Below are 25,468 nucleotides of genomic sequence, written 5' to 3'. Positions count from 1 at the left end.
CTTCGTCTTCCTAAACCTGTTGGTGGCCCTGCGGATGGTGATGCGCGCGGCGTCGAACTGCTGCGATGAATCCCCTGGCATGCCGGCGTCCATCGGAATGGGCTAACTAACCCAGTATTATGGGCTAACAGACCCAATATGTCCAGGATGGATATCCCGTGAGCCGGTCAGGCTCTTCCTTTGCGGCCTGTCTTGCGGGGCGGTGCCGCGAAGGAACGCACGTAGTCGACGGCGGCAATGACGGCGGCCCGCATCGGCTCCGGATCACCGGTGGCGTAGGTCACCGTCGCGCCGCCCTGGTGTGCGAGGACCAGCGACGCGGCGAGGTGTCGCGGGTCGGCGTCGGGACGCAGGTCGCCACGGCGCCGCATCGCCGTGAGGCCGGCCTGAAACAGCCCGATCCACTGGTCGTAGCCGGCGGAGAGATCGTCGTGCACCTCGTCGTCGGCGTCGATCAGCTCGCCGGCCAACGAGCCGTAGACGCAACCGCCGACGCGGTAGACGGCGTCTATGTCGGCGGTGACGGCGTCCGCCCACGATTGCAGGGCTTCGAAGCTGTCGAGCGCACCCAACGACGGTCGGGTGTGGAAGGCCCGGACGTCGTCGCGCCGTGCGGCGATGACGTGTCGGGTCAGGTCGCGTTTGTCGCTGAAGTAGTGCGAGATCTGCGAGCCGCTCACCCTGGCGCGGCGCCGCACGTGTTCGATGCTGGTGTTGGCGACGCCGCGCTCGAACATCAGCCGCGCGGCGACCTCGATGATCCGCGCCCTGGTCGCCAATCCCTTGCGGGTGAAGCCCGGTGCGCTTTCGTCACTCACGTTGCGCCGTCCTGCGCCGACCGCGGGCACGCCGGGCGGCCCGCGGAATCCGTTCGGCAGCATCGGTGGCGAACATGCGCAGATAGTTGACCGCGAAACGGACGGCGTCGGCGTGCGGCCAGTCCGCTCGATAGGTAAATGCCAGGGTGCCGCCTCCCTGATGAGCGCTGACGATGACCAGCGCTATCCGTCGCGGCTCGGCGTCCGCGACCAGAATGCCGCCGTCCTTCATGCGCCGGATCGACTCCTCGACCAGCTCGATCCATTGCCGATAGCCGGCGCCCAGCGTTTCGCGCGTTGCTTCGTCGGATTTCGCCAGCTGCGCGGCGAGGGCGTGGTAGGTGGGCGTGCCGAAGTATCCGATACGCCTGAGGTAGCGCATGTTGAGGTCGATCCACCGCTCGAAGTCGTCGAACGACTGCAGGCCGCCCAGCCGGGGCTGGCGGTGAAAGTCCAGTACCACGCCGATCTGGCGCTTGACGACCGCGCGGATCAGCGCGCTCTTGTCGGCGAAATAGTGGCCAAGCTGGGAGCCGCTGACCGAGGCCGCCCGGCGAACGTTCTCCATGTTCGCCGCGGACAGGCCCTCCGTGACGATCAGCTGGGCGGCCGCGTCCACGATCCGATCGCGGGTGGCCTGCCCCTTGGCGGTCAACCGTTGTTCGTCCTGAACATCCGGATTTGCCATCGCGTCAGGCTAACCCGCGGCCGCCCCGAACTATGGGATATTCAACCCATTGCTGGCTGTGGCGGCCACGGGCCCGTCAGGCGGCCACGGCCACCCTTGCGAGGAAGTTGCGGATCAGCTGTGCCACGTCGTCCAGCGCGGACTCGAGCAGGAAGTGACCCCCGTCGAGCAGGTGGATCTCGGCATCGGGCAAGTCGTCGGCGAATGCCTCCGCGCCCGCCGGGCCGAAGATTTCGTCACCGCGGCCCCACACGGCCAGCAGTGGCACCCGCGTCGCGCGGAAATACTCGTGCACGCGCGGATAGAGCGGAGCGTTGGTGGCGTAGTCGCGCAGCAGCTTCAGTTGCACTTCGTCGTTGCCGGGCCGGGAGATCAGCGCGTAATCGTGATGCCAGCATTCCGGATCGACCAGCGTCTCGTCGGCGACGCCGGTGATGTATTGCCACCGGGTGGCCTCCAGCGTGAGGAACTGCCGCACCGCCGCCTCGGTGTCGGGCGTCGGCGCAGTCTGATAGGCCCACAACACTTTCCAGAAGCTCTCGACGAATCCGGCGTCGTAGCCGTTGCCGTTCTGGGTGATGATCGCCGTGACGGCGGAAGGGTCGCGCAGTGCCAGCCGCCACCCGATCGGGGCACCGTAGTCCTGCACGTACATCGCGTAGCGGTCGACGCCGAGCATGCGGAGCAGTCCCGCGGTCAGGTCCGTCAGTGCGTCGAAGGTGTAGTCGAATTCCTCGACCGGTGGGGCGTCCGAGAGCCCGAAGCCCAAGTGGTCGGGCGCGATCACGTGGTAGCGGTCCGCCAGCTGCGGTATCAGGTTGCGGAACATGTGCGAGCTGGTGGGAAACCCGTGCAGCAGCAGAAGCGCCGGCGCCGCGGGATCGCCCGCCTCGCGGAAGAACAGCCGACGACCGTCGACGGTGGCGTAGCGATGATGAACGACCGGCATCCTATTTCCTCCGGACCTTTCTGGGTTATACGACCCAGTATGCACCAAAATCGGTGTCGTGCGACAGCCTCGGGGCGATCTGACAGGTTGTCATTGGCGCCGGGGTGTGCCATATTCTGGGCTGGGCATCCCATTTGTACCGGAGGAGCGGGCGCACGGTGGGTAACGCATTGCGGGACAGAACGGTCGTGGTGGTCGGGCGGGGCAGCGGGATCGCCCACGCCATCGCCATGCTCGCGCAGGCTGAAGGTGCGCGGGTCGTCGTCGCCGGGCGGGATCGCGCCAAACTGGCCGCCGCCTACAGCGACAGCGACATCACCGCCGAGGCCGTCGACATCACCGACGACGAGTCGATCGCCGACCTAGCCGGGCGGCTGGGCGCGGTCGACCACGTGGTATCGACCGCCTCGGCTCGTGCACGTGGGAAGCTGCGCGACCTAGACCGGCAGAAGCTTCAGCTCTCCTTCGACACAAAGGTCATCGGGCCCGCCATGCTGGCCAAACACTTTGCGCCTCAGATGAAATCGGGCGGCTCGTTCGTGCTGTTCTCAGGAGTGCACGCGTTCAAGCACAACGTCGGTTATCTGGGCGTGGGCATCACGAACGGCGCCGTCGACTTCCTCGCCCGCTGGCTGGCCGTCGAACTTGCTCCGCTGCGGGTCAATGCGATTTCTCCCGGAGTGATCGACACCGGAGCCTGGGACGCGTTCGGCGAGGACGGCAAGCGGGACTACTTCAAGGACATCGCCGAGGGCAACCCGGTGGGGCGAATCGGGACGGCCGACGACATCGCCGACGCCGCTCTGTTCGCGATGACCAACACGTTCATGACGGGTGTGACGTTGAAGGTGGACGGGGGCGAACCGCTGGTCTAGGCTGAGGCACTCTCGAGGAGATGCGATGGGCACGCTGGTTTCGGTCAATGTGGGCATGCCCAAGGACGTCCGATGGCGTGACGAAACCGTCCACACGGGGATATGGAAGACACCTGTCGAAGGGCCGGTAATGGTGCGCCGCCTAAACATCGACGGTGACGGGCAGGGCGACCTCGGCGGCCACGGCGGCGAGCAACGCGCGGTCATGGTTTATCAGGTTGAGTCGTATGACTTTTGGAGGAACTACCTCGGCCGTGACGACCTGGAAGCGGGTCAATTCGGCGAGAATTTCACGATCAGCGGGCTTCCCGACGACGAGGTATGCATCGGTGATCGCTACCGCATCGGCGAGGCGGAATTCGAGGTCACCCAGCCGCGCGTCACCTGCTTCCGGGTCGGCATGCGCCTGAAGGAACCGAAGATACCCAATCTGCTTGTCTCCCAACATCGCCCAGGCTTCTATTTCCGTGTGATCAGCGAGGGCAAGGTTTGCGCGGGCGATGCCGTCGTGCGGACCCGGCGCGGCCGTCACGAGCTCAGCGTCGCCGACGTCGACGCGCTGTTGTATCTGCCCAACCGCGACATCGGGATGCTCCGGAAGGTCGTCGAGGTCCCGGCGCTGAGCCCCGGCTGGCAACAGTCCTTCCGTGACATGCTGGCCGAATCAGCCGGCGCGGCAGCACAAGCCGGCGCCGAACCGGCGTGGGGCGGGTTTCGTCCGTTACGCGTCACCCAAATATGCCGGGAAAGCCCGCAGGTCTTGTCGATTCGCCTCGAGTCCGCGGACCACACCGCGTTGCCCCCGCCGCTTCCGGGGCAGTACCTGCCCGTGCGAATCACCGGCGCCGGGGATCCGGCGCCGCTGCGCAGCTACTCGCTTTCGGGTGATCCCGCCGAGGGGGTCTACCGGATCAGCGTCAAGCGCGAAGAGCACGGCCTGGTGAGCCGCTGGCTGCACGCCCACATCCAGCCGGGGGCGGTAATCGAAGCCGCCGCGCCGCGCGGCGACTTCTACCTCACCGAGGCCACGAACCCGGTGGTGCTGTTCTCGGCGGGAGTCGGCGCTACGCCCGTCCTGGCGATGCTGCACGCGCTGTCGGCCGCTGCCAGCGGTCGCGACGTTTGGTGGTTGCACACCACCCGCAATCCCGAAACCGAGGCCTTTGCCGGCGAAGTTGCCGCGCTCATCGATTCGCTGCCGCACGCTCGGGCGCGGGTTTTCTACACCGAAACGCAGGGCCGTCTGAACCAGGAGTCGATCGCCGCCCTGGGCCTGCCCTCCGATGCCACCGTTTACCTCTGCGGCCCAACGCAATTCATGACCGATGTCCGCGACTGTCTCACCGCCGCCGGCTTCGACCCCGCGAACGTTCACAGCGAACTCTTCGGTGCCCTCCCGGCGATCAACCCCGGCGTCGTCGCCACGGGGGAGCGCACGCCGCCGCACCCGCCCGCCGGCACTCCCGGGACCGGGCCGTCGGTTACCTTCGCGCGCAGCGGGTTGACCGTCAATTGGGCGCCGGGCTATGCCAGCATCCTCGACCTCGCCGAGGCCTGCGACGTCCCGACGCGATTCTCGTGCCGAAGCGGGGTATGTCACGTCTGCGTGACCGGCGTCGTGGCCGGGACGACGAAATACGTGCAGGCACCGCTGGAAGAGCCCGGCGACGGGGAAGTGCTGATCTGCTCGGCCGCGCCGAGCAGCGACCTGGTGTTGGACCTCTGAAGTTACGGCGCGATCGCGAGTTGTCCGCCCGTCGCGTGCAGGACGGCACCGTTGATGTAGCTGGCCTCGGGAGAACCGAGAAAGACGACCGCGCTGGCGATCTCGCAAGGATCGGCCGGCCGGCCCAGGGCCGTGGTCGCGCCCAGCCCCTCGACCAAGCCCGGCAGCACGTTGGCGCCGGGCGTGTCGGTAGGGCCCGCGGCCAACGCGTTCACCCGCACTCCGAACTTGCCGAACTCGTCGGCCCACACGCGCGTCAGCTGTTCGAGGGCGGCCTTGCTCGCGCCGTAGATGCCGGTGCCGCGCGCCGCCACCGACGCGGCGAGGGTACTGACATTGACCACGGCGCCGCCGCCGCGCTGAGCCATCGCCGGCGCAAGCTGTTGGACCAGGATGAACGGCGCGCGGATGTTGACGTTGACATGCTCGTCGAAGGTCGCGTCGTCGGTGTCGGTGGTTTCGCCGAATTTGTAGATGCCGGCGTTGTTGATCAGGATGTCCACCTGTCCCGCCTCGGCGGCCAGCCGCCGCACGTCGTCGGCGTCACCGAGATCCGCGGCGATGAAACGGGCTTTGCCACCCGAACTTTCGATTTCGCGCACCACGTCGGCGCCACGCTCCGCACTGCGCCCGTGTACCAAGACCTCGGCGCCGCGATCCGCGAGTTGCAGCGCTATCGCGCGGCCGATCCCAGATGTGGCGCCGGTGACCAGAGCGGTCGACCCGGCCAATGCTGCACCCATCAAAACCCTGCCTTCGCCAGAAACGTTCACTTGCCTTCCCCAAGCGACGACCCCGGCGAAATTATTCCTACGGGGCCAGGCAGACCGACGCCTCGGCGGTGTAGCACAGGAACGTCAGCGTCTCCTGCAGATACAGCTGCACGGTGTCGGCGTCGTGGCTGAGGTACCCGATCGCGACGTCGGTGCCCAACTGCAGGTCGAAATCGCCGCCGCGAGTGGTCAGCACGAAGGCTCCGTCGATGGCGGGTGCCCAGATGATGTCCCCGTCGACCAAACGGTTCAGGTGCTCGCGGATGGGATAGCCGTGCTCGGTCGTCTCGCTGACCTTGGTGTAGACGTCGGCGGCCAGCAGCACCGAATACGGGCCGTCGACACCGGCCAGCCGCAGCCCGGTCAGCGCCTGCGAGATGGCGTCGGGCATGTCGCGGGGATCCTCGGGCAGCTTCAACGTCGGGTTGGAGCTGCAAGTGCGGATGCCGTCGATCGACCCGGCGGCGTAGCCCTCGAAGATGGCACGGTCCTCGACGAACGCCAGCTTCTTGGCCGCCTCCTTGACCGGGTCCCAGTCGGAGTCGTTCGCGCCGCGCTCGACGTTGTCGATCTCGTAGCGCGACAGCGTGAACGGAACACGCAGGCGGACAAGGGGTTTGCTCTCTCGCAGGTGCGCCACCACCCCGTCGGTGGGTGCGTCGGCATCGAGGAGCCGGCCGGTGCTGACCGACGCGGTGACCGGTCCGCCGGGCTCACTCACGTCGACGACGCGCCGACCCGCGATATGGCGCTTGAAGGTCCGGGTGGCCTCCAATTCGATCTCCGCCCAGGCGACTTCGGTGACGGGCGCCAGGTCGCGGTAGAGGTTGTTCATCGAGAGGTTCCTTTCAGGCTGCCGATCGCGAGTGAACCGTCGTTGGAAGCCGGGGCGACTGGCCGCGCTGTGGCCAGTGGCGCCGGCAGGGGCGGTGGGTCGTCGAGGAAATCGACGGTGGGGGAGAAGAACAGCCCGCCAGTGACCGCGGTGGAGAAGTCCAGAATCCGGTCGGTGTTGCCGGGCGGGTCACCGAGGAACATGTTCTCCAGCATGCGTTCGGTGACGGTCGGCGTCCGCGAATACCCGATGAAGTACGTGCCGAACTCGGCCTTGCCCAACTCGCCGAAAGGCATGTTGTGCCGCACGATCTTCAATTCGGTGCCGTCGTCGTCGGTGATGACGTTGAGGGCGATGTGGGAGTTGTCGGGCTTGGCGTCGTCGTCAAGTTCGATGTCTTCCAGCTTCGTTCGGCCGATCACCATTTCCTGCTCGGTGACCGACAGCGAATTCCACGACGACATGTCGTGCACGTACTTCTGTACGTGCACGTAGCAGGAGCCGGCGAACTCGGGATCCTCATCGCCGATGGCGGTGGCGCTGACGGCGATTGGGCCGTCGGGGTTTTCCGTCCCGTCCACGAAGCCCAGCAGGTCGCGGTTGTCGAAGTACCGGAATCCGTGCACCTCGTCGACCACGGTGACCGCGCCGGCCATCGAGCGCAGGATGCGGTCGGCCAACTCGAAACACACGTCCAGGCTTTCGGCCCGGACGTGGAACAAAAGGTCGCCCGGTGTGGCCGGGGCGGTGTGCCGCGGGCCCTTCAGCGCGACAAACGGATGCAGTTCGGCGGGACGCGGCCCGGAAAACAGGCGGTCCCAGGCGTCGGAGCCGATCGAGGCGATCGCCGACAACCGTTTGGGCGGCTCGCGGAAACCGATCGCGCGCACCAGCCCGGAAATTCCCGGCAGCGCGTCGTGCACCATCGCCTCCCCACCGTCGTCGATGGTGACCACGAGAAAGATCGCGGCCGGTGTCAGCGGCTGGAGGATGGGTTGGGGCTGAACCGGCGGCACTCTGCCGACCCTATCGTGGCGACGGCGAGGCCGACAGCCATGATGGTCACCATGCCGGCCAGCGCCGCAGGCCTCTGCGAATTCGTCGACGCATCACCGTCGCCGTTTCACGCCTGCGCGACGGCGGCCGCGCGGCTGGCCGAAGCGGGGTACGCCGAAGTCGCCGAAACCGACCGCTGGCCGGACCGACCGGGGCGCTACTTCGTCGTGCGGGCCGGATCGCTGGTCGCCTGGAATTCGGACGGCCCCGACGGGCCGTTCCGGATCGTCGGCGCACACACCGACAGCCCCAACCTGCGGGTCAAACAGCGCCCGGACCGGTCGGTCGCCGGTTGGCGGGTGGTGGCGCTCGAGCCGTACGGGGGCGCTTGGCTGAACTCCTGGCTGGACCGAGACCTGGGCATCAGCGGGCGGCTGTCGATCAGGGAGGGCGGCGGGGTCGGCCAGCGGCTGGTCCGGATCGACGATCCGATCCTGCGGGTCCCGCAGCTGGCGATCCACCTGGCCGAGGATCGCAAGTCGGTCACGCTGGACCCGCAGCGACACGTCAACGCGGTCTGGGGCGTTGGGGAACAACGGGGTTCGTTCCTGGACTACGTCGCCGAGCGGGCCGGGGTCGCGGCGGCCGATGTGCTGTCCGCCGACCTGATGACCCACGACCTCACGCCATCGACGGTGATCGGCGCCGACGCCAGCCTGCTGAGCGCGCCCCGGTTGGATAACCAGGCCAGCTGCTACGCGGGCCTGGAGGCGTTGGTCGCGGCCGAACCGGCGGGCTTCCTGCCGGTACTCGTCCTCTTCGATCACGAGGAGGTCGGATCGACGTCGGATCGCGGCGCGCAGTCGAACCTGCTCGGCACCGTCCTGGAGCGGATCGTGCTCGCGGCCGGCGGCGACCGGGAGGACTTCCTGCGCCGGCTGCCGGTGTCGCTGCTGGCGTCGGCCGACATGGCCCACGCCACCCACCCGAACTACCCCGAGCGGCACGAGCCCGGCCACCTGATCGAGGTCAACGCCGGGCCGGTGCTCAAGGTCCACCCCAATCTGCGGTACGCCACCGATGGCCCCACCGCGGCGGCGTTCGAGCTGGCCTGCCGGCAGGCCGGGGTCGGGTTGCAGCGTTATGAGCACCGGGCCGACCTGCCGTGCGGTTCGACGATCGGGCCGCTGGCCTCCGCGCGGACCGGCATCCCGACCGTCGACGTCGGCGCCCCGCAGCTCGCGATGCATTCCGCGCGGGAATTGATGGGCGCGCACGACGTGGCGGCCTATTCCGCCGCGCTGCAAGCCTTTCTGTCGCCCCGCTGACCTACGATCCGGCCATGACGCTAAACGTGGAAATGGTGACGTTCGACTGCGGCGATCCGGACGTGCTGGCCGGGTGGTGGGCCGAACAGTTCGGCGGTAAGACACATGTCATCCTCGCCGACGAGTTCACGGCGGTGACCTACCCGGAGGGGCTGCGGCTCGGGTTCCAGAAGGTGCCCGATCCCACTCCGGGAAAGAACCGGGTGCACCTCGACTTGAGCGCGGCCGACGTCGACGCCGAGGTTTCGCGGCTGACGGCCGCCGGGGCGACCGAGCTCGGCCGGCACCAGTTCGGGGACACCTTTCGCTGGGTGGTGCTGGCCGACCCCGAGGGCAACGTGTTCTGCGTCGTAAAGCAGTAGCGGGGTGTGAACCCAGGGCGGGAAAATCGCCGAAATCCCGCCCTGGATTCACACGAAAAGCCTCGAGCGCAACAGCGCTCAGTGCCCCACGAAGACCGGTTCGTAGCGGATGACGTTCTCCACGACGATCCCGTCGCGGGTGCGCACCCGGTCGATCCCGCGGATCTGGAACGGCCCGTCCGGGCCGGTGCCGCGACCCACATAGTGCAAGAACACCAGCTCCTCGCCCTCGGCGGCGCCGGGCACCGTCGCGCTGTCCACCACCTCGAGCTTCAAATCCGGTGCGGCGTCCAGCAATTCGGCGATCTTAGCGGTGTAGGGCTCGATGCCTCGGACCGGCTCGGGGTCACCCGGCCAGTAGCCGACGATGTCGTCGGCCAGGATGTCAAAGCCGCGCGACATGGTGGGCGCCGCCCAATACGCGGCGAACACCTCGGCGCTGAACTTCGGGGCTGATTGGACGTCTGTCATCGTTCCTCCTTGGCTCGGGCGCTCCGATCGAGCGCGTCAGGTCAAGCCTGTGTCGGCGTCGTGCGGCGACACAATTACCTCCGAGGTCATCGCTACGGATACGTGCGCCTGGTTACCGTGGCTTCGTGAGCCACGCGACGGTCGGTGTCCTGCTGCGCGAATGGCGCACGCGCCGACGGGTCAGCCAGCTCGACCTGTCGCTGAGCGTCGGTGTGTCGGCGAGGCACCTGAGCTTCATCGAGACCGGGCGCTCCCGCCCCAGCCCCGAAATGGTGCTCGCGCTCGCCGAGGGCCTGGACGTTCCGTTGCGCGAACGCAACGCGCTGCTGCTGGCCGCCGGGTTTGCCCCGCGCTACCAGTCGCGCCCGCTCGAGGACGGCGCGCTCTCCCCGGCGCGCGACGCGGTGCAGCGCCTCCTCGACGCCCACGATCCCTACCCGGGCATCGTGATCGACCGTGCCTGGAACATCGTCGGGACCAACGCCGCCGCGTCCGCCCTGACCGCGGGTCTGCCCGAAGAGCTGCTCGGGCCGCCGGCGAACGTTTACCGGTTGTCCCTGCACCCCGACGGGCTGGCCGCGCGGACGCTCAATTTCCCCGAATGGGCCGGATACCTGCTGCACCAACTGCGGCGCACCATCGCGCTCACGGGCGACCCGGCGTTGCGGGCGCTCCACGAGGAGGTGCGCGGATACCCGGGAGTCGCGGCCGCCGCCACGGCGTGGAGCTCGCCGCCGGACAACGCCGCGCTGCTCGTGCCGTTCGACCTCGATGCCGGCGGCGGACAACGGCTGTCGATGTTCACGACCCTGACGACGTTCGGGACCCCGCTCGACGTCACCCTCGCCGAGCTCGCCGTCGAGCTGTTCTATCCCGCCGACGCCGAAAGCGCCAGCCTGCTGCGCGGCAGGTAGCGCTCTTACACTGTTCGGGTGACTGTCTCTCCGACGAGTGCGCGCATCCAGGCCGTCGACACCGTCGAACACGCCGCCAGCAGCCCCGACCAGCCGCAGCCGTTTCACGAACTCGGCCTCAAGGACGACGAGTATCAGCGAATCCGGGAGATCCTGGGCCGGCGTCCCACCGACACCGAGCTGGCGATGTACTCGGTGATGTGGAGCGAGCACTGCTCGTACAAGTCGTCGAAGGTGCACCTGCGCTACTTCGGTGAGACCACCACCGACGAGATGCGGGCCGGGATGCTAGCGGGCATCGGCGAGAACGCCGGCGTCGTCGACATCGGCGACGGCTGGGCCGTCACCTTCAAGGTGGAATCGCACAACCACCCGTCCTACGTCGAGCCCTACCAGGGCGCGGCCACCGGCGTGGGCGGCATCGTCCGCGACATCATGGCCATGGGCGCGCGCCCGGTCGCCGTGCTGGACCAGCTCCGGTTCGGCGCCGCCGACGCGCCCGACACGCGCCGCGTCGTCGACGGGGTGGTCCGCGGCATCGGCGGCTACGGCAACTCGCTGGGGCTGCCGAACATCGGCGGCGAGACCGTGTTCGACGCGTGCTACGCGGGCAACCCGTTGGTCAACGCGATGTGCATCGGCGTATTGCGCCAGGAGGACCTGCATTTGGCGTTCGCGTCGGGCACGGGCAACAAGATCATCCTGTTCGGCGCGCGGACGGGGCTGGACGGCATCGGCGGGGTGTCGGTGCTGGCGTCGGACACTTTCGATGCGGAAAACTCGCGCAAGAAGCTGCCCTCCGTTCAGGTCGGCGACCCCTTCATGGAGAAGGTGCTCATCGAGTGCTGCCTCGAGCTGTACGCCGGCGGCCTGGTGATCGGCATCCAGGACCTCGGCGGAGCCGGATTGGCCTGCGCCACTTCCGAATTGGCGTCTGCTGGGGACGGCGGAATGGCGGTTCAGCTCGATTCCGTGCCGCTGCGGGCCAAGGAGATGACGCCGGCCGAGGTGCTGTGCAGTGAGTCGCAGGAGCGCATGTGCGCCGTGGTGGCGCCGGAGAACGTGGACGCCTTCATGGCGGTGTGCCGCAAGTGGGAGGTGCTGGCCACCGTCATCGGTGAGGTCACCGATGGCGACCGGTTGCGGATCACCTGGCGGGGCGAGACCGTCGTCGACGTGCCGCCGCGCACCGTGGCCCACGAGGGGCCGGTGTATCAGCGGCCGGTCGCGCGTCCCGAATCGCAGGACGCCCTGAACGCCGACCGGTCGACGGGCCTGCCCCGGCCGGCCACCGGCGACGAGCTGCGCGCGACTCTGCTTGCGCTGCTGGGCAGTCCACACCTGTGCAGCCGCGCGTTCATCACCGAACAGTACGACCGCTACGTGCGCGGCAACACCGTGCTGGCCGAGCACGCCGACGGCGGGGTGCTGCGCGTCGACGAGTCGACCGGCCGCGGCATCGCGGTGTCGACCGACGCGTCGGGCCGCTACACGCTGCTGGACCCCTACGCCGGGGCCCAACTCGCGCTGGCCGAGGCGTACCGCAACGTCGCCGTCACCGGCGCGACCCCGGTCGCGGTGACCAACTGCCTCAACTTCGGTTCGCCCGAAGACCCCGGGGTGATGTGGCAGTTCTCGCAGGCGGTCCGCGGGCTGGCCGATGGCTGTGCGGCCCTTGGGATTCCGGTGACCGGCGGCAATGTGAGCTTCTACAACCAGACCGGGTCGGCGGCGATCCTGCCCACGCCCGTGGTCGGCGTGCTCGGCGTGATCGACGATGTGGCGCGGCGCATTCCCACCGGCCTGGGCGCCGAACCCGGGGAAACCCTGCTGCTGCTGGGCGATACCCGCGACGAGTTCGACGGTTCGGTGTGGGCGCAGGTGACCGCCGACCACCTGGGCGGGGTGCCTCCCGCCGTGGACCTGGCGCGGGAAAAGCTACTGGCCGAGGTGCTGACCTCGGCGTCGCGCGACGGGCTGGTGTCCGCGGCGCACGACCTGTCCGAGGGCGGCCTCGCCCAGGCCATCGTCGAAGCGGCGCTCGCGGGTGAAACCGGTTGCCGCATCGTGCTTCCCGAGGACACCGACCCGTTCGTGATGTTGTTCTCCGAATCGGCCGGCCGGGTGTTGGTGGCGGTGCCGCGCACCGAGGAGAGCCGGTTCCGTTCGATGTGCGAGGCGAGGGGGCTGCCCGCCACCCGCATCGGTGTCGTCGATCAGGCCTCGGACGCCGTCGAGGTGCAGGGCCTGTTCACCGTGTCGCTGGCCGAACTGCGCGAGACCTCCGAGGCGGTGCTGCCGCGATTCTTCGGATAGGCCGTTATCGCGCGCTGGCGTTGGCCGCCGTCCTCGTCGGCTGGAGCTTTGTCAGCCCGCGGCTGCCCCCGGTGTGGCGGGTGACGCTGCAGGCCGGCGTGGGTGCGCTGCTGGTGTCGGTGACCCGCGCGCCGCTCGGCCTGCGCCCGCCGCGGCTGTGGGCCGGGATGCGGTTGGGGTCGGCGGCCGGCGCCGCCGCGGCCAGCGCGATCGCCGCGACGACCGCACTGCCGTTGGTGCGCGCCTCGATGGCGGCCAGCGAGCCGCCGGCCTCCATTCCGGGTTGGCTGCTGCTACGCATCCCCGTCGGCACCGTCTGGGCCGAAGAGGCCGCCTTCCGCGCCGCGCTGGCCGCCGTGGGCTCCCACGCCTTTGCGCAACGCGGCGGAAGGCTGTTGCAGGCCACCGCTTTTGGGCTCTCGCATATCCCGGACGCGCGGGCGACGGGCGCACCGGTGCTGGGCACGGTGCTGGTCACCGGTGTCGCGGGCTGGCTGTTCGGTTGGCTGGCCGACCGTTCCGGCAGCCTCGCCGCGCCGATGCTTACACACCTGGCCATCAACGAGGCCGGTGCGATCGCCGCGGTGGCCGTGCAACCCTGAGGTATGCCCGCCCGTCACAGCGCCGACCCGGCACAGACCCGGCAGGCGGTGCTGGCCGTGCTGGACTGGCTGCGCGACGATGCCCAGCCGGCGCCCGACCGGAACGCCCTGGCCACCGCCGTGCGGCTCACGGCGCGGACCCTGGCCGCGGTGGCGCCGGGTGCCAGCGTCGAGGTCCGGATCCCGCCGTTCGCCGCCGTCCAGTGCGTCTCCGGGCCGCGGCACACCCGCGGCACGCCACCGAACGTGGTGGAGACCGATCCGCGGACCTGGCTTCGCCTGGCCACCGGGCTTTTGCCGCTCGAGGAGGCGAGGTCGGCCGGGACGCTGCGGCTGTCGGGCTCCCGGGCGGGTGAAATTGGCCACTGGTTGCCCCTGTTCGGTGTCAGCTGAATACAACCCTGAACTGCAGGTTTAGAGTTATGAATCGGAATTTTCGGCGCTCAACACGCCCGTCGGATTCGGCGGCGCGCCCGTACTGCCCGTAGACTCCGGTACGTCACCAATCGTTCGCCAGGGAGCCGCCGAACCGTGACCGTGCAGGAATCCGAGCAGGACCTGAACTCCCCCCGTGAGGAGTGCGGCGTATTCGGGGTCTGGGCCCCGGGCGAGGACGTCGCCAAACTCACCTACTACGGCCTGTACGCGCTGCAGCACCGCGGGCAGGAAGCCGCGGGCATCGCCGTCGCCGACGGATCCCAGGTGCTGGTCTTCAAGGACCTCGGCCTGGTCAGCCAGGTGTTCGACGAGCAGACGCTGGCCGCGATGCAGGGTCACGTCGCCATCGGGCACTGCCGCTACTCCACCACGGGCGACACCACGTGGGAAAACGCCCAGCCGGTGTTCCGCAACACCGCGGCCGGCACCGGGGTTGCGTTGGGGCACAACGGGAATCTGGTCAACACGGCGGAACTCGCGGCGCGGGCCCGCGACGAGGGGTTGATGGGCACCCGATACCCCGCGCCGGCGACGACGGACTCCGACATCCTGGGCGCGCTGCTGGCCCACGGCGCGGCCGACGCCACGCTCGAACAGGCGGCGCTGGAGCTGCTGCCGACGGTGCGCGGGGCGTTCTGCCTGACGTTCATGGACGAGAACACCCTGTATGCGTGCCGCGATCCCTATGGGGTGCGGCCGCTTTCGCTCGGACGGCTCGACCGCGGCTGGGTGGTGGCGTCCGAAACGGCCGCGCTGGACATCGTCGGCGCCTCGTTCGTCCGCGACATCGAGCCCGGCGAGCTGCTGGCCATCGACGCCGACGGCGTGCGCTCTACGCGATTCGCCAACCCCGAGCCCAAGGGCTGCGTCTTCGAATACGTCTACCTCGCGCGGCCCGACAGCACGATCGCCGGCCGCTCGGTGCACGCCACCCGCGTCGACATCGGTCGCCGCCTGGCGCGCGAATGCCCGGTCGAGGCCGACCTGGTGATCGGCGTGCCGGAGTCGGGCACACCGGCCGCCGTCGGATACGCCCAGGAGTCCGGCATCCCGTATGGGCAGGGCCTGATGAAGAACGCCTACGTCGGGCGCACGTTCATCCAGCCGTCGCAGACCATCCGCCAGCTCGGCATCCGGCTGAAGCTCAACCCGCTCAAAGAGGTGATCCGCGGCAAGCGGCTCATCGTCGTCGACGACTCGATCGTGCGGGGGAACACCCAGCGGGCGTTGTTGCGCATGCTGCGCGAGGCCGGCGCCCTCGAGGTGCATGTGCGCATCGCGTCGCCGCCGGTGAAGTGGCCCTGCTTCTACGGCATCGACTTCCCGTCGCCCGCCGAGTTGATCGCCAACGCCGTCGCGGACAAAGAGGAGATGCTCGAGGCGGTCCGGCACGCCATCGGCGCCGACACGCTGGGCTACATCTCGCTGCGCGGCCTGGTCGCGGCGTCCGAGCAGCCCGCGTCGCGGCTCTGCACCGCCTGCTTCGACGGCAAGTACCCGATCGAACTGCCCGAGGAATCGGCCCTGGGCAAGAACGTCATCGAGCACATGCTCGCCAACGCCGCGCGCGGAGCCGCGCTCGACGATCTGGCACCCGATGAAGTGCCGATCGTGCGCTGACCGAAGCCTTTCCCGGTGCTTCAAAGACGTTTGATACCGGCGCGAAGCGCCGCCCGGTAGCCTTTATCGCGATGACGGATCCCTCAAAAAGCCCCGGACGAAACCCGGGCAGCCAGGGCATCACCTACGCGGCGGCTGGGGTGGACATTGAAGCCGGTGAGCGCGCCGTCGCGCTGTTCAAGCCGTTGGCCACCAAGGCCACCCGCCCCGAGGTGCGCGGCGGGCTGGGCGGGTTCGCCGGGCTGTTCGCGCTGCGCGGCGACTACCGCGAGCCGGTCCTGGCGGCCTCCACGGACGGCGTCGGCACCAAGCTGGCGGTCGCCCAGGCGATGGACAAGCACGACACCGTCGGCCTGGACCTGGTCGCCATGGTGGTCGACGATCTCGTCGTGTGCGGCGCCGAGCCACTTTTCCTGCAGGACTACATCGCCGTCGGCCGGACGGTCCCGGAACGCCTGAGCGCGATCGTCAGCGGCATCGCCGAGGGCTGCGTGCGCGCGGGCTGCGCGCTGCTGGGCGGTGAGACCGCCGAACACCCGGGCCTGATGGAACCCGACCACTACGACATCTCGGCCACCGGTGTCGGCGTCGTCGAGGCCGACGACGTCCTCGGCGCCGACCGCGTCAAACCCGGCGACGTCATCATCGCGATGGGCTCGTCCGGCCTGCATTCCAACGGTTACTCGCTGGCCCGCAGCGTCCTGCTCGAGATCGACCGGATGAACCTGGCCGGTTACGTCGAAGAGTTTGGCCGCACCCTCGGTGAAGAACTGCTGGAGCCGACCCGCATCTACGCCAAAGACTGCCTGGCGCTGATCGCCGAGACCCAGGTCCGGACGTTCTGCCATGTCACCGGCGGGGGGCTGGCGGGCAACCTGCAACGCGTCATCCCGCCCGGGCTGGTCGCGGAGGTCGACCGCGGCACGTGGACGCCCGCGCCGGTGTTCGCCATGATCGCCCAGCGGGGCCGCGTCACGCGCGAGGAGATGGAGAAGACCTTCAACATGGGCGTCGGCATGATCGCGATCGTCGCTCCCGAAGACACCGACCGCGCCCGGGCCATCTTGACCGCGCGGCACCTGAATTGCTGGGTGCTGGGCACCGTCGGCAAAGGCGGAAAAGACGGCCCGCGGGCCAAGCTGGTCGGGCAGCACCCGAGGTTCTGACAGAAACTGTGCCGATGCTCAGCGCATCGGCACAGTGGTAGTTAGAGGTTCAGCGACGCCAGTCGTCGGCGTCATCCCAAGATTCGTCTTGGCCGTCGTCGCCGGGTTCGTCGGCGGTCGTGCCCGACAGTTCCTGCTGAAGCCGCTGGAAATCGGTCTGCGGGGAACTGTATTTGAGTTCTCGTGCAACCTTGGTCTGCTTTGCCTTAGCCCGGCCGCGGCCCATGGGGGAACCCCCTCGCGCAATAACGGAGCGGCCTAACGAGTAGGCGGCTCCGATCTCTTGGTGTCGTTATTGTCCTGCCGACAGTTTACCGTGCCTCACGGTCGGGTGTCGGTGACCCCTGTCCGCTGTGGCGGACGTCATCGACGATTATCTCGCACCGCCCCGCAACCGTTCAACGGCTCGCCGTCCGGCGCCGACGTGTTCGGTGGCGGGCAGGGAATCGGCGTCGATTGCCGCCGCGACGTCGCCCTGCGCGCCGGTCGTCAGCTCGGTGTCCGCGGGCAGGCCGCGCTTGACGAGCGCCAGCGCCACCGGCCCGAGGTCCACGTGCTCGACCACGGTTCCGAGGCGTCCGACGGCGCGGCCACCGGCGAGTACCGCGTCTCCCGTGGCGGGCCGCTCCGCCGATCCGTCGAGGTGCAACAACACCAGCATCCGCGGCGGTTTGCCCAGGTTGTGCACCCGCGCGACGGTCTCCTGCCCGCGGTAGCAGCCCTTGTCGAGGTGCACGGCCGCGCCGATCCAGCCCACCTCGTGCGGGATCGTGCGCTCGTCCGTGTCGACGCCGAGTCGGGCCCGCAGCGCCGCCACCCGGTGGGACTCGTACGCCCAGACCCCGGCCGCGCGGACGCCGGCCGGCGCCAGGCGGTCCCGCCAGGCGGCGGCCTCGCCGCGCGGAACCAGCACGTCCAATTCGATCTGGCCGCCGGGGGAACCGGGCATCCGGCGCGCAAAGCCGTCACCGGCGAGCCGAACCGCGGTCAGCTCGGCCGGCAAAGCGTCCAGCCCCAGCGCGTCGAGCACCGCCCGGTCTTCCAGCCGCGGGCCCAGCAGCGACAACACCGCCAGGTCCGCGCCGCTCGGGGTGACCTCCGACCAGAACACCATCTTGCGCAGGTATTCCAGCAGCGGCTCACCCCGCCACGGTTCGGTGTCGAGGTAGGTCGTGCCGCCCAGCTCGGTCTGAATCCAGTGGTCCTCGACGCGGCCCTGCCCGTCGAGGCTGAGGTTTTGCGTGGTCGCGCCGTCGGGGAGTTCGCTGACGTGCTGGGTGGAGATGGTGTGCAGCCAGGTCTGGCGGTCTTTACCGGTCAGGGTGAGGACCGCGCGGTGCGAGCGGTCGACCAGCACCGCGCCGGTCTCGGCCGCCCGCTGCTCGCCCAGCGGATCGCCGTAGTGCCAGACCGCGCCGGCGTCGGGCCCGGGATCGGGTGCGGGAACCGGATTCACGCAATCAACTCTACGTACGGGGCGCTGCGCCGAGTGTGCGGCCAGCCGCACGCTCGACCGCGACGGTGCGGCTGGCCGCACGCTCGCGGCTAGGCTTACCCTCCATGGCCGACCGGACGGGTGTGATCGTCACGCTGGACGGTGAGGCGCATCCCCCGGGAAAGCCGCTGCTGCACGCCGACGAGCTGGCGGCCGTTCGCGGCGACGGAATCTTCGAGACGCTGCTGGTGCGCGACGGCCGCGCCTGTCTGGTCGGCTCCCACCTGCAGCGCCTGACGCAGTCCGCCAAGATGATGGACCTGCCCGCCCCGGACCTCGCCACGTGGCGAAACGCCATCGAGGAGGCGACGCGGCGATGGACCGCCGGCACCTCCGACGAAGGCGCGATGCGCCTGATCTACACCCGCGGCCGCGAGAGCGGTTCGGCGCCGACCGCCTACGTGATGGTCAGCGCCGTCCCGGAAAGGGTGAACGCGGTTCGGCGCGACGGGCTCTCGGCGATGACGCTGGATCGAGGACTGCCGGCCCGGGGCGCCGACGTCATGCCGTGGCTGCTGGCCGGAGCCAAGACGCTGTCGTACGCGGTCAACATGGCCGCGTTGCGCCACGCCGCCCGGCAGGGCGCCGGCGACGTCATCTTCATCAGCTCCGACGGCTACGTCCTGGAGGGCCCACGCTCGACGGTCGTGATCGCCGCCGAACCGGGCGCGGACGGGAATCCCTGCCTGCTGACGCCGCCGCCCTGGTATCCGATCCTGCGGGGCACCACGCAGCAGGCGCTCTTCGAGGTGGCCCGGGCCAAGGGCTACGACTGTGACTATCGCGCGCTTCGGGTCGCCGATCTGCATGCCGCCCAAGGCATCTGGCTGATTTCGAGCATGACCCTGGCGGCTCGGGTGCACACCCTCGACGGACGTCGACTGCTGCGATCCCCGATCACCACCGAATTCGCCGAACTGGTCGACGCGGCCATCGTCAGCGATCGCTGAGCGCTGAATTCTGTTGTCGGCTCGCGGGATGGCAGGTACCGTCGGCCGTACACAGGGAAGGAGGTGGTCCGCGAAATTGATAGCTTCATGGACATGTGAGGTGGCTACGCGCTAGCTGCAATGGCTCGGAAGAGTCGGCGATCAACGCGCGCTGGCGAATTCCCCGTAGCCACCCGGCCCCCGAGTTCCGGTTTTTGTCCAACCGGAGATGTGCTCGGGGGCCGCCCCATGTCCGGCGAGACTCCGATCTACCCGGCGAACCGCGACAGGCGCGCCGAAAGATGCGGCACCAGACCGCCGTCGGCGTCCACCCGCTCCTCGACGTAGGCGAGATCGCCGCCCTCGACGATTCCGTAGAGCCGCTTGGCCCCGCCGACCAGCACACCCGACCGGCTGCGGGCCAGGGCGTCGGTCACCAGCTCCCACGACGACTGGGTGCGCGGCCGTCCGTAGAACAGTTCGACATAGCCGGCGGAATGGGCCAGCAACAACTCGATGGCCTGCGACTCGGTCGGATCGTCGGGATCGCTGACGAACCGCCAGAAGCCCGTCTCGCGCAGGCCGGGTTCCCGGTACTCGCCCGCCTCGTCCAGCCGCCAGGAGCGGGCTTCCCAATTCAGGTAGTCGCCGCCGTCGTGGGAGACCACGATCTGCTGACCGAACCGGTAGTCGCCGTCGGCTCCGCGGCCCTCGCCCTCGCCGCGCCACACCCCGACCAGCGGCAGCAGCGCCAGCAGCGCGTCGTTGAGGTTGGCGCCTTCCCGCAGATTCGCGGTGTCGGCGGGGACGGGCAGGTCGTCGAAGGCGGGGATGTTGCGGGCGGCGGTCACCTTGGCGCGTTCGGCGGCGGCAGCCACGGCACGGTCGCCGGAAGCCGTGGGGTTGTCGGACGTCACGACTCGTCAGTGATGAGTCGGTAGAGGGTGTACAGCGCGAACCATGAGATGACCACGACCGCGACGACCAGCATGATCTCGAAGAAGAGCACCACGGGAACGAGTCTATTCGTCCCGCCGGTCCTAGGGGACCGGCCGGTTCGTCAGGCGATCTTGACGTCGACCTCGTGAACGCCGGCGCCCGACGGCGCCACCACGGCGTCGCCGTTGCCGATGGGAGACAGCGCCCGCAGCGTCCAGGATCCCGGCGCGGCGAAGAACCGGAAGTCACCGGTGGCCGACGCGACCACCTCGGCCGTGAACTCGTCCGACGAGTCCAGCAGGCGGACGAACGCGCCACCCACCGCCTGACCGGCGCCGTCCACAACGCGTCCGGTGATGACCGTTTCCTTCTCGAGGTCGACGCTGGCGGGCAACGTCAGTCCTTGCTTCGGTCCAGAGCACATATCAGCTTCCCAACTCGATCGGGGCGCCCACCAGGGAGCCGTATTCCGTCCAACTGCCGTCGTAGTTCTTGACGTTTTTGTGGCCGAGTAATTCCTGCAGCACGAACCAGGTGTGCGACGAACGTTCGCCGATCCGGCAGTACGCGATGGTTTCCTTGGTGCCGTCCAGGCCCGCGTCGGCGTACAGCTGGGCCAGCTCCTCGTCGGACTTGAAGGTGCCGTCCTCGTTGGCGGCCTTGCTCCACGGGACGTTGATCGCGCCCGGGACGTGGCCGGGTCGCTGGCTTTGTTCCTGCGGCAGGTGCGCCGGGGCGAGGATCTTGCCGGAGAACTCGTCCGGGGAGCGCACGTCGACGAGGTTCTTGACGTTGATGGCCGCGATGACCTCGTCGCGGAACGCCCGGATGCTGTTGTCCGGTGCGGCGGCGGTGTACGAGGTGGCCGGCCTGCTGACCGTGTCGGTGGACATCGGCCGCCGGTCGAGCTCCCACTTCTTGCGGCCGCCGTCGAGCAGCTTGACCTTCTCGTGGCCGTACAGCTTGAAATACCAGTAGGCGTACGCGGCGAACCAGTTGTTGTTGCCGCCGTAGAGGATCACGGTGTCGTCGTTCGCGATGCCGCGGTCGGACAGCAGCTTGGAGAATTGTTGCGCGTCGACGAAGTCGCGCTTGACCGGGTCCTGCAAATCGGTGCGCCAGTCCAGCCTGATCGCGCCGGGGATGTGACCGGTGTCGTACGCGCTGGTGTCCTCGTCCACTTCCACGAAGACGACGTTCTCGGCGTCGAGATTGCTCTGGGCCCAGTCCGCGGAGACCAGGACGTCGGAGCGTGCCATGGATGGATTCCTTTCGATTGCTGCTGATGAATCGGGGCTAGGAGGGAGTCGGTCGCAAGCGTGCGACCAGCGGGTAGAGCTGGCAACCCAGGCAGATGCCGAAGGCCGCGTTCAGGACGGCGGCACCCAGCGCGAATGCGGTGGCGATGACTCCGACCAGGAAGGCGCCGGCGGCGAATCCCGCCGCGCCGGCTACCGCGAAGATCAAGCCGACCAGTTGGGCGAACTTCAGCGGCGCGACGGGTTCGCGCTCGGTGGCCGGCCCAAGCCGGGGCGCCACGACGGTGGCGAACACCCGACCATAGGGATGCCGGCGCGGGCCGCCGACGGCGCCGATCGCGAAGACCACGGCCTGTGCCCCGAGAATGACGGCGGCCGCCAACGGACTGGCGGCCGAAACAACAAGCGCGACGACGAGGACCGCGGTCGTGACCCAGGCGGCGAACCGGGGTCCACGGACGTCGACGCGCTCCGGCTCGACGGCGGTGGTGCTGCTCGGCACGGTATCGCTCCTAGAAATCTTGTTGCGCGGAAAGGGTGGGGCACGCCTTGGGAGGGGGCTCCGAAGCTGCTCCGAGTGCGCGCGGGGGCGCTGCTACTCAGCAGCTACAGCAACAACAACAACCCGCGATGCGGCACAGATCGACTGCGCGACGCTTGGTGAGCATGGGCTCGACGCGGGCTGACACGTCGGCAAGCTTACCCAATGACGCGGTGCTCAAGCCAACAGCGGCTGGAGCACCGATCGCAGGTCGGCGGCCTTCGGCACGCCGGAGGCCCGGTACCGCTGCCGCCCGTCGACGTCGAAGATCAACGTGGTGGGCAGGGAGAGCACCGAAAACCGCCGGGCGGTCGCCGGATCAGCGTCCAGGTCGATCTCGAGGTGCGCCACGTCGTCCATGTCCTCGCAGAGCTGGTGGACCACCCGACGGACCCGGTCGCAGGGCCCGCACCACGGGGCGCTGAAGTGCACGATGGTTGGGCCGCTGCGGGACAGGCCCAGGTCAGCGGTGTCGGGATCGGCGCCCCGATCGGCGATCTCGTGGATGCGTCCCGAGCGGCGCCTCAGCAACCATCCGGCGAGCGTTGCCACCAGGACGGCGGCGACGGTCGCGACGATTACGGTGGTCATGACTGCTTGAACCCCTCGAGGGCGATGGTTACTCCCCGGGCGACGCCTTCGATGATGATGTCGGACCCGCGGGCGCCCTCGGATGTCGGCGCCACGCCGAACGGAAGCCGCTGATTGGGCAGCCTGGCGCCGAACGCGTGCAGGACCGCGTCCCGCTTGGCGTCGGGAACCGGTTGGTCGGCGGTGTCGGGGCCGGTGAGGACGCCGGTGGGGGTGAGCACCAGAGTCGCCGGGTCGTCGGGGGCGATGGAGAGGTCGACCGACACGCTGACCCGGTGGTCGAAGTCGGCCGACTTGGGCGTGCCGCTGAACACCAAGCCGTGGCTGTCGGAGATGCCCGAGGCGGTGACGCCGCCGGTGGCGGTGTTGGTTTCCTTGGGGGGCGCCTCGACCATCAGATCGGGGATGCCCAGGTACCGGCCCAGGTGGATCGAGTCGATGATGATGCGGCTCTCCAGCCTGCTTACGGGCAGTTTCGCGCCGGGCCTGATCAGCCAGGACGCCTGGGTCAGGTCGACCGAATACATGGTGGCCTCCAGCGTGGCCGTGCCGACCATCGCGTGATCGACCGCGTTGGCCTTGATCTCCACCTGGCTGTAGTGCCGCCGCAACGCCTGGGGGATGAAGGGGAAAGCCACGATGGCGACGAACGGATCGGAGCCTAGATTCGCGACCCTGCGCACGCTGGTCGACAGCCGGTATTCGGCATAGATGCTGGCCCCGTAGTCGGCGCCGACGGCGCCGATGACGATCACGGCCACCGCAACGGCCGCTGCCGCGACGCCGATCAGCACCTTGCGCATCCGCACATTGTCCCGTACACGCACGGCCGCTGTGTCATGCGCTGTCTGGTGGCGGGCCTCACACTGGCACATACGCCGCACCGAAAAGGCAGGTGGCAAGTTATCGTTAGATGACCTGGCAACCAACGCGTCGTGGCGTTATCGAAATTGGGAGACGCCTTTCCCACGATTTGGAGGGGCTTGTTGGAGCTTTTACTGCTGACCTCGGAGCTGCATCCCGACCCGGTGCTGCCGTCGTTGTCGTTGCTTCCCCACACCATCCGGACGGCGCCGCCAGAACCCTCCTCGTTACTGGAGGCCGGAACCGCGGACGCCGTGCTCGTCGACGCGCGCACCGATTTGTCGTCCGCGCGCGGCCTTTGCCGGCTGCTGAGCACCGCGGGGCGCTCGGTCCCGGTCCTCGCCGTGGTGAGCGAAGGGGGCCTGGTCGCCGTCAGCGCCGACTGGGGTCTCGACGAGATCCTGCTGCCCAGCACCGGGCCCGCCGAGATCGACGCGAGGCTACGGTTGGTGGTCGGTCGCCGCGGCGGGCTGGCCGACCAGGAGAGCGCCGGCAAGGTCAGCCTCGGCGAGCTCGTGATCGACGAGGGCACCTACACCGCGAGGCTGCGGGGCCGCCCGCTGGATCTCACCTATAAAGAGTTCGAGTTGCTGAAGTACCTGGCCCAGCACGCCGGCCGGGTGTTCACCCGGGCCCAACTGCTGCACGAAGTGTGGGGCTACGACTTCTTCGGCGGCACCCGCACGGTCGACGTGCACGTGCGTCGGCTTCGGGCCAAACTCGGCCCCGAGTACGAGGCGTTGATCGGCACGGTGCGCAACGTGGGTTACAAGGCCGTCCGCCCGGCGCGCGGCCGCGCGCCGCTCGCCGAACCCGATGATGTCGACGCCGTCGACGACGCCGAGGCCGACTCCGAGAGCCTGCAAAACTCGCTGGGCGACCCGCTACGCAGTCAGTGAGCGCGCCGGAGTGGCGCCCCACTCTGACCGCCGATGAGCAGCGGGGGGTGCGCGAACTCGTTTCGGCGGCAACCGATTTCGATGGAGTAGCACCGGTGGGCGAACAGGTGCTGCGCGAACTCGGGCACGACCGCACCGAGCACCTGCTGGTCGCCGGTGACCACCCGGGCTCGATCGCCGGCTACCTCAATCTCAGCCCGCCCCGCGACGGCGGCGCCGGGATGGCCGAACTGGTGGTGCACCCGCAGGCCCGCCGGCGCGGTATCGGCGCCGCGATGGGACGCGCGGCGGTGGCCAAGACCGCCGGGCACAACCAATTCTGGGCGCACGGGACCCTGGAGCCGGCCCGGGCGACCGCGTCCGCGCTCGGCCTCGTCGCCGTCCGCGAGCTGGTCCAGATGCGACGCTCGCTGCGTGACGTCGACCCGGTGCCGCCCGTCCCCGGCGTGCGGATCCGTACCTACGAAGGCACTTCCGACGACGCCGAGCTGCTGCGGGTGAACAATGCCGCGTTCGCCTACCACCCCGAACAGGGCGGGTGGACCGAAGCCGACTTGGCGGAACGGCGCAGTGAACCCTGGTTCGACCCGGCCGGCTTGTTCCTGGCCTTCGGCGCGCCCGGCGGCGACGAGGCGGGCAGGCTGCTGGGCTTCCACTGGACCAAGGTGCACCTCGACCGGCCCGGGTTGGGGGAGGTTTACGTCGTCGGCGTCGACCCCTTGGCGCAGGGTCGGCGCCTGGGGCGGACGTTGACGGCCATCGGCATCGAGTACCTGGCGCGTCGGCTGTCCGATTCGGCCGAACCGACGGTGATGCTCTACGTCGAGTCCGACAACGTCGCCGCGGTGCGGACTTACGAGCGCCTGGGGTTCACCACCTACAGCGTCGACACCGCTTACGCGCGGGCGCCCGGCTGACCCAGCCGTGTGGACGCGAAGTGTTCACATTGCATTCATCTCTACCGGCTTCTGTGGGTCTTATCGGCGCATATTTTCGCGGTGACTTGGCAACCTTCTTGGGGGAGTTGCCAGCGGCGCCCGCACGCGTCCCGAAAAATGCGTCAGAAAGCGAGAT

The 25,468-nt window shown here is 68.9% G+C and carries 29 protein-coding genes; 13 read left to right on the top strand and 16 right to left on the bottom strand.

Annotated elements, in window-relative coordinates:
- Nucleotides 1-167: 167 nt before the first annotated feature.
- The 3 genes from A5655_RS14870 to A5655_RS14860 form a co-directional block, all read right to left on the bottom strand.
- Nucleotides 168-818, bottom strand: coding sequence for a TetR/AcrR family transcriptional regulator (locus A5655_RS14870; protein ID WP_067011222.1), 651 nt, complete (start codon nt 816-818; stop codon nt 168-170).
- Entirely contained in the window at nt 811-1,506 is a 696-nt protein-coding gene (locus tag A5655_RS14865) for a TetR/AcrR family transcriptional regulator (protein WP_067011221.1), read from the bottom strand. The genes A5655_RS14870 and A5655_RS14865 overlap by 8 nt, the downstream gene beginning before the upstream one ends.
- A gap of 76 nt (nt 1,507-1,582) precedes the next feature.
- Nucleotides 1,583-2,455 (bottom strand): alpha/beta fold hydrolase, encoded by an 873-nt coding sequence (locus tag A5655_RS14860; protein WP_067011220.1) that lies wholly within the window; start codon nt 2,453-2,455, stop codon nt 1,583-1,585.
- 158 nt (nt 2,456-2,613) lie between these two features.
- Between A5655_RS14860 and A5655_RS14855 the strand changes: the two genes are divergently transcribed.
- Nucleotides 2,614-3,330: an SDR family oxidoreductase gene (locus A5655_RS14855; protein WP_067011219.1), complete on the top strand. Its 717-nt coding sequence runs from the start codon at nt 2,614-2,616 to the stop codon at nt 3,328-3,330.
- A gap of 25 nt (nt 3,331-3,355) precedes the next feature.
- Entirely contained in the window at nt 3,356-5,056 is a 1,701-nt protein-coding gene (locus A5655_RS14850; protein ID WP_067011218.1) for an MOSC and FAD-binding oxidoreductase domain-containing protein, read from the top strand.
- A 2-nt stretch (nt 5,057-5,058) separates the two neighbouring features.
- Here the strand turns inward: A5655_RS14850 and A5655_RS14845 are convergent, their stop codons facing one another.
- The 3 genes from A5655_RS14845 to A5655_RS14835 all read right to left on the bottom strand — a co-directional run bounded on the left by A5655_RS14845 (nt 5,059) and on the right by A5655_RS14835 (nt 7,680).
- Nucleotides 5,059-5,799: an SDR family NAD(P)-dependent oxidoreductase gene (locus A5655_RS14845; RefSeq protein WP_067011217.1), complete on the bottom strand. Its 741-nt coding sequence runs from the start codon at nt 5,797-5,799 to the stop codon at nt 5,059-5,061.
- A 67-nt stretch (nt 5,800-5,866) separates the two neighbouring features.
- Nucleotides 5,867-6,664 (bottom strand): family 1 encapsulin nanocompartment shell protein, encoded by a 798-nt coding sequence (locus A5655_RS14840; protein WP_067011216.1) that lies wholly within the window; start codon nt 6,662-6,664, stop codon nt 5,867-5,869.
- Entirely contained in the window at nt 6,661-7,680 is a 1,020-nt protein-coding gene (locus tag A5655_RS14835; RefSeq protein ID WP_067011215.1) for a Dyp-type peroxidase, read from the bottom strand. The genes A5655_RS14840 and A5655_RS14835 overlap by 4 nt, the downstream gene beginning before the upstream one ends.
- A 51-nt stretch (nt 7,681-7,731) precedes the next feature.
- On the opposite strand from A5655_RS14835, the gene A5655_RS14830 reads away from it, so the two are divergent.
- Both A5655_RS14830 and A5655_RS14825 read left to right on the top strand, forming a co-directional pair.
- Nucleotides 7,732-8,988, top strand: coding sequence for a M18 family aminopeptidase (locus tag A5655_RS14830; protein WP_197508695.1), 1,257 nt, complete (start codon nt 7,732-7,734; stop codon nt 8,986-8,988).
- Nucleotides 8,989-9,002: 14 nt separating this feature from the next.
- The gene (locus tag A5655_RS14825; protein ID WP_067011213.1) at nt 9,003-9,350 is read left to right on the top strand and encodes a VOC family protein; all 348 of its coding nucleotides are present in this window, start codon (nt 9,003-9,005) and stop codon (nt 9,348-9,350) included.
- Nucleotides 9,351-9,428: 78 nt separating this feature from the next.
- On the opposite strand, the gene A5655_RS14820 is transcribed toward A5655_RS14825, so the two are convergent.
- Nucleotides 9,429-9,821: a nuclear transport factor 2 family protein gene (locus tag A5655_RS14820; protein WP_067011212.1), complete on the bottom strand. Its 393-nt coding sequence runs from the start codon at nt 9,819-9,821 to the stop codon at nt 9,429-9,431.
- A gap of 125 nt (nt 9,822-9,946) precedes the next feature.
- Here A5655_RS14820 and A5655_RS14815 point away from each other — a divergent pair, with 125 nt between their 5' ends.
- The 6 genes from A5655_RS14815 to purM all read left to right on the top strand — a co-directional run bounded on the left by A5655_RS14815 (nt 9,947) and on the right by purM (nt 16,877).
- Nucleotides 9,947-10,735 carry a helix-turn-helix domain-containing protein gene (locus A5655_RS14815; protein ID WP_067011211.1) on the top strand — a complete coding sequence of 263 codons (789 nt, stop codon included), beginning with the start codon at nt 9,947-9,949 and terminating at the stop codon, nt 10,733-10,735.
- Nucleotides 10,736-10,753: 18 nt separating this feature from the next.
- Nucleotides 10,754-13,051, top strand: coding sequence for a phosphoribosylformylglycinamidine synthase subunit PurL (gene purL / locus A5655_RS14810; protein ID WP_067011210.1), 2,298 nt, complete (start codon nt 10,754-10,756; stop codon nt 13,049-13,051).
- Nucleotides 13,048-13,653 carry a CPBP family intramembrane glutamic endopeptidase gene (locus tag A5655_RS14805; RefSeq protein WP_197508704.1) on the top strand — a complete coding sequence of 202 codons (606 nt, stop codon included), beginning with the start codon at nt 13,048-13,050 and terminating at the stop codon, nt 13,651-13,653. Before purL ends, A5655_RS14805 begins: the two co-directional genes overlap by 4 nt.
- A gap of 3 nt (nt 13,654-13,656) precedes the next feature.
- Nucleotides 13,657-14,046, top strand: a complete 390-nt coding sequence (locus A5655_RS14800) for a sterol carrier family protein (protein ID WP_067011208.1) — start codon at nt 13,657-13,659, stop codon at nt 14,044-14,046.
- 138 nt (nt 14,047-14,184) lie between these two features.
- A complete protein-coding gene (gene purF / locus A5655_RS14795) occupies nt 14,185-15,711 on the top strand; it encodes an amidophosphoribosyltransferase (RefSeq protein ID WP_067011207.1) in 1,527 nt (508 codons plus the stop codon).
- 71 nt (nt 15,712-15,782) lie between these two features.
- The gene (gene purM, locus A5655_RS14790) at nt 15,783-16,877 is read left to right on the top strand and encodes a phosphoribosylformylglycinamidine cyclo-ligase (RefSeq protein ID WP_067011206.1); all 1,095 of its coding nucleotides are present in this window, start codon (nt 15,783-15,785) and stop codon (nt 16,875-16,877) included.
- A 49-nt stretch (nt 16,878-16,926) separates the two neighbouring features.
- On the opposite strand, the gene A5655_RS27165 is transcribed toward purM, so the two are convergent.
- Together A5655_RS27165 and A5655_RS14785 are read right to left on the bottom strand one after the other, a co-directional pair.
- Nucleotides 16,927-17,103 carry a DUF3073 domain-containing protein gene (locus A5655_RS27165; protein ID WP_082978663.1) on the bottom strand — a complete coding sequence of 59 codons (177 nt, stop codon included), beginning with the start codon at nt 17,101-17,103 and terminating at the stop codon, nt 16,927-16,929.
- Between the two features lie 147 nt (nt 17,104-17,250).
- Nucleotides 17,251-18,333, bottom strand: coding sequence for a folate-binding protein YgfZ (locus A5655_RS14785; protein ID WP_067011205.1), 1,083 nt, complete (start codon nt 18,331-18,333; stop codon nt 17,251-17,253).
- A gap of 122 nt (nt 18,334-18,455) precedes the next feature.
- On the opposite strand from A5655_RS14785, the gene A5655_RS14780 reads away from it, so the two are divergent.
- Nucleotides 18,456-19,322, top strand: a complete 867-nt coding sequence (locus A5655_RS14780; protein ID WP_156764868.1) for an aminodeoxychorismate lyase — start codon at nt 18,456-18,458, stop codon at nt 19,320-19,322.
- A gap of 248 nt (nt 19,323-19,570) precedes the next feature.
- On the opposite strand, the gene A5655_RS14775 is transcribed toward A5655_RS14780, so the two are convergent.
- From A5655_RS14775 to lmeA, 7 genes are all read right to left on the bottom strand, one after another.
- Complete coding sequence (locus A5655_RS14775; protein ID WP_067011203.1) at nt 19,571-20,218, bottom strand: FABP family protein; 648 nt, start codon at nt 20,216-20,218, stop codon at nt 19,571-19,573.
- 143 nt (nt 20,219-20,361) lie between these two features.
- Nucleotides 20,362-20,664 (bottom strand): DUF1416 domain-containing protein, encoded by a 303-nt coding sequence (locus A5655_RS14770; RefSeq protein ID WP_067011202.1) that lies wholly within the window; start codon nt 20,662-20,664, stop codon nt 20,362-20,364.
- A gap of 1 nt (nt 20,665) precedes the next feature.
- Entirely contained in the window at nt 20,666-21,499 is an 834-nt protein-coding gene (locus A5655_RS14765; RefSeq protein WP_067011201.1) for a sulfurtransferase, read from the bottom strand.
- A 37-nt stretch (nt 21,500-21,536) separates the two neighbouring features.
- Nucleotides 21,537-22,001, bottom strand: a complete 465-nt coding sequence (locus A5655_RS14760) for a DUF4395 domain-containing protein (RefSeq protein ID WP_067011200.1) — start codon at nt 21,999-22,001, stop codon at nt 21,537-21,539.
- Between the two features lie 97 nt (nt 22,002-22,098).
- A complete protein-coding gene (locus A5655_RS29375; RefSeq protein ID WP_369807215.1) occupies nt 22,099-22,188 on the bottom strand; it encodes an Ms5788A family Cys-rich leader peptide in 90 nt (29 codons plus the stop codon).
- Nucleotides 22,189-22,217: 29 nt separating this feature from the next.
- Nucleotides 22,218-22,631 carry a thioredoxin family protein gene (locus A5655_RS14755; RefSeq protein WP_067011199.1) on the bottom strand — a complete coding sequence of 138 codons (414 nt, stop codon included), beginning with the start codon at nt 22,629-22,631 and terminating at the stop codon, nt 22,218-22,220.
- Entirely contained in the window at nt 22,628-23,440 is an 813-nt protein-coding gene (gene lmeA / locus A5655_RS14750) for a mannan chain length control protein LmeA (RefSeq protein ID WP_067011198.1), read from the bottom strand. The genes A5655_RS14755 and lmeA overlap by 4 nt, the downstream gene beginning before the upstream one ends.
- Nucleotides 23,441-23,614: 174 nt before the next feature.
- On the opposite strand from lmeA, the gene A5655_RS14745 reads away from it, so the two are divergent.
- Complete coding sequence (locus A5655_RS14745; protein ID WP_156764860.1) at nt 23,615-24,394, top strand: response regulator transcription factor; 780 nt, start codon at nt 23,615-23,617, stop codon at nt 24,392-24,394.
- Nucleotides 24,391-25,311, top strand: a complete 921-nt coding sequence (gene mshD, locus A5655_RS14740) for a mycothiol synthase (RefSeq protein WP_067011197.1) — start codon at nt 24,391-24,393, stop codon at nt 25,309-25,311. Before A5655_RS14745 ends, mshD begins: the two co-directional genes overlap by 4 nt.
- Nucleotides 25,312-25,468: the final 157 nt, after the last annotated feature.

Origin of the sequence: Mycobacterium sp. 1081908.1 (assembly GCF_001673535.1) — a bacterium.
GTDB lineage: Bacteria > Actinomycetota > Actinomycetes > Mycobacteriales > Mycobacteriaceae > Mycobacterium.
Note: the sequence above shows the minus strand (reverse complement) of the source record. Positions and strands in the feature narration are given on the sequence as shown.

Excerpts from the sequence above, each read along its gene's own strand:
- A5655_RS14865 (WP_067011221.1), bottom strand. The coding sequence starts at position 1,506 with ATGGCAAATCCGGATGTTCAGGACGAACAACGGTTGACCGCCAAGGGG.
- A5655_RS14860 (WP_067011220.1), bottom strand. The coding sequence starts at position 2,455 with ATGCCGGTCGTTCATCATCGCTACGCCACCGTCGACGGTCGTCGGCTG.
- A5655_RS14850 (WP_067011218.1), top strand. The coding sequence starts at position 3,356 with ATGGGCACGCTGGTTTCGGTCAATGTGGGCATGCCCAAGGACGTCCGA.
- A5655_RS14845 (WP_067011217.1), bottom strand. The coding sequence starts at position 5,799 with ATGGGTGCAGCATTGGCCGGGTCGACCGCTCTGGTCACCGGCGCCACA.
- A5655_RS14840 (WP_067011216.1), bottom strand. The coding sequence starts at position 6,664 with ATGAACAACCTCTACCGCGACCTGGCGCCCGTCACCGAAGTCGCCTGG.
- A5655_RS14830 (WP_197508695.1), top strand. The coding sequence starts at position 7,732 with ATGCCGGCCAGCGCCGCAGGCCTCTGCGAATTCGTCGACGCATCACCG.
- A5655_RS14825 (WP_067011213.1), top strand. The coding sequence starts at position 9,003 with ATGACGCTAAACGTGGAAATGGTGACGTTCGACTGCGGCGATCCGGAC.
- A5655_RS14820 (WP_067011212.1), bottom strand. The coding sequence starts at position 9,821 with ATGACAGACGTCCAATCAGCCCCGAAGTTCAGCGCCGAGGTGTTCGCC.
- A5655_RS14800 (WP_067011208.1), top strand. The coding sequence starts at position 13,657 with ATGCCCGCCCGTCACAGCGCCGACCCGGCACAGACCCGGCAGGCGGTG.
- purM (WP_067011206.1), top strand. The coding sequence starts at position 15,783 with ATGACGGATCCCTCAAAAAGCCCCGGACGAAACCCGGGCAGCCAGGGC.
- A5655_RS27165 (WP_082978663.1), bottom strand. The coding sequence starts at position 17,103 with ATGGGCCGCGGCCGGGCTAAGGCAAAGCAGACCAAGGTTGCACGAGAA.
- A5655_RS14770 (WP_067011202.1), bottom strand. The coding sequence starts at position 20,664 with ATGTGCTCTGGACCGAAGCAAGGACTGACGTTGCCCGCCAGCGTCGAC.
- A5655_RS14765 (WP_067011201.1), bottom strand. The coding sequence starts at position 21,499 with ATGGCACGCTCCGACGTCCTGGTCTCCGCGGACTGGGCCCAGAGCAAT.
- A5655_RS14755 (WP_067011199.1), bottom strand. The coding sequence starts at position 22,631 with ATGACCACCGTAATCGTCGCGACCGTCGCCGCCGTCCTGGTGGCAACG.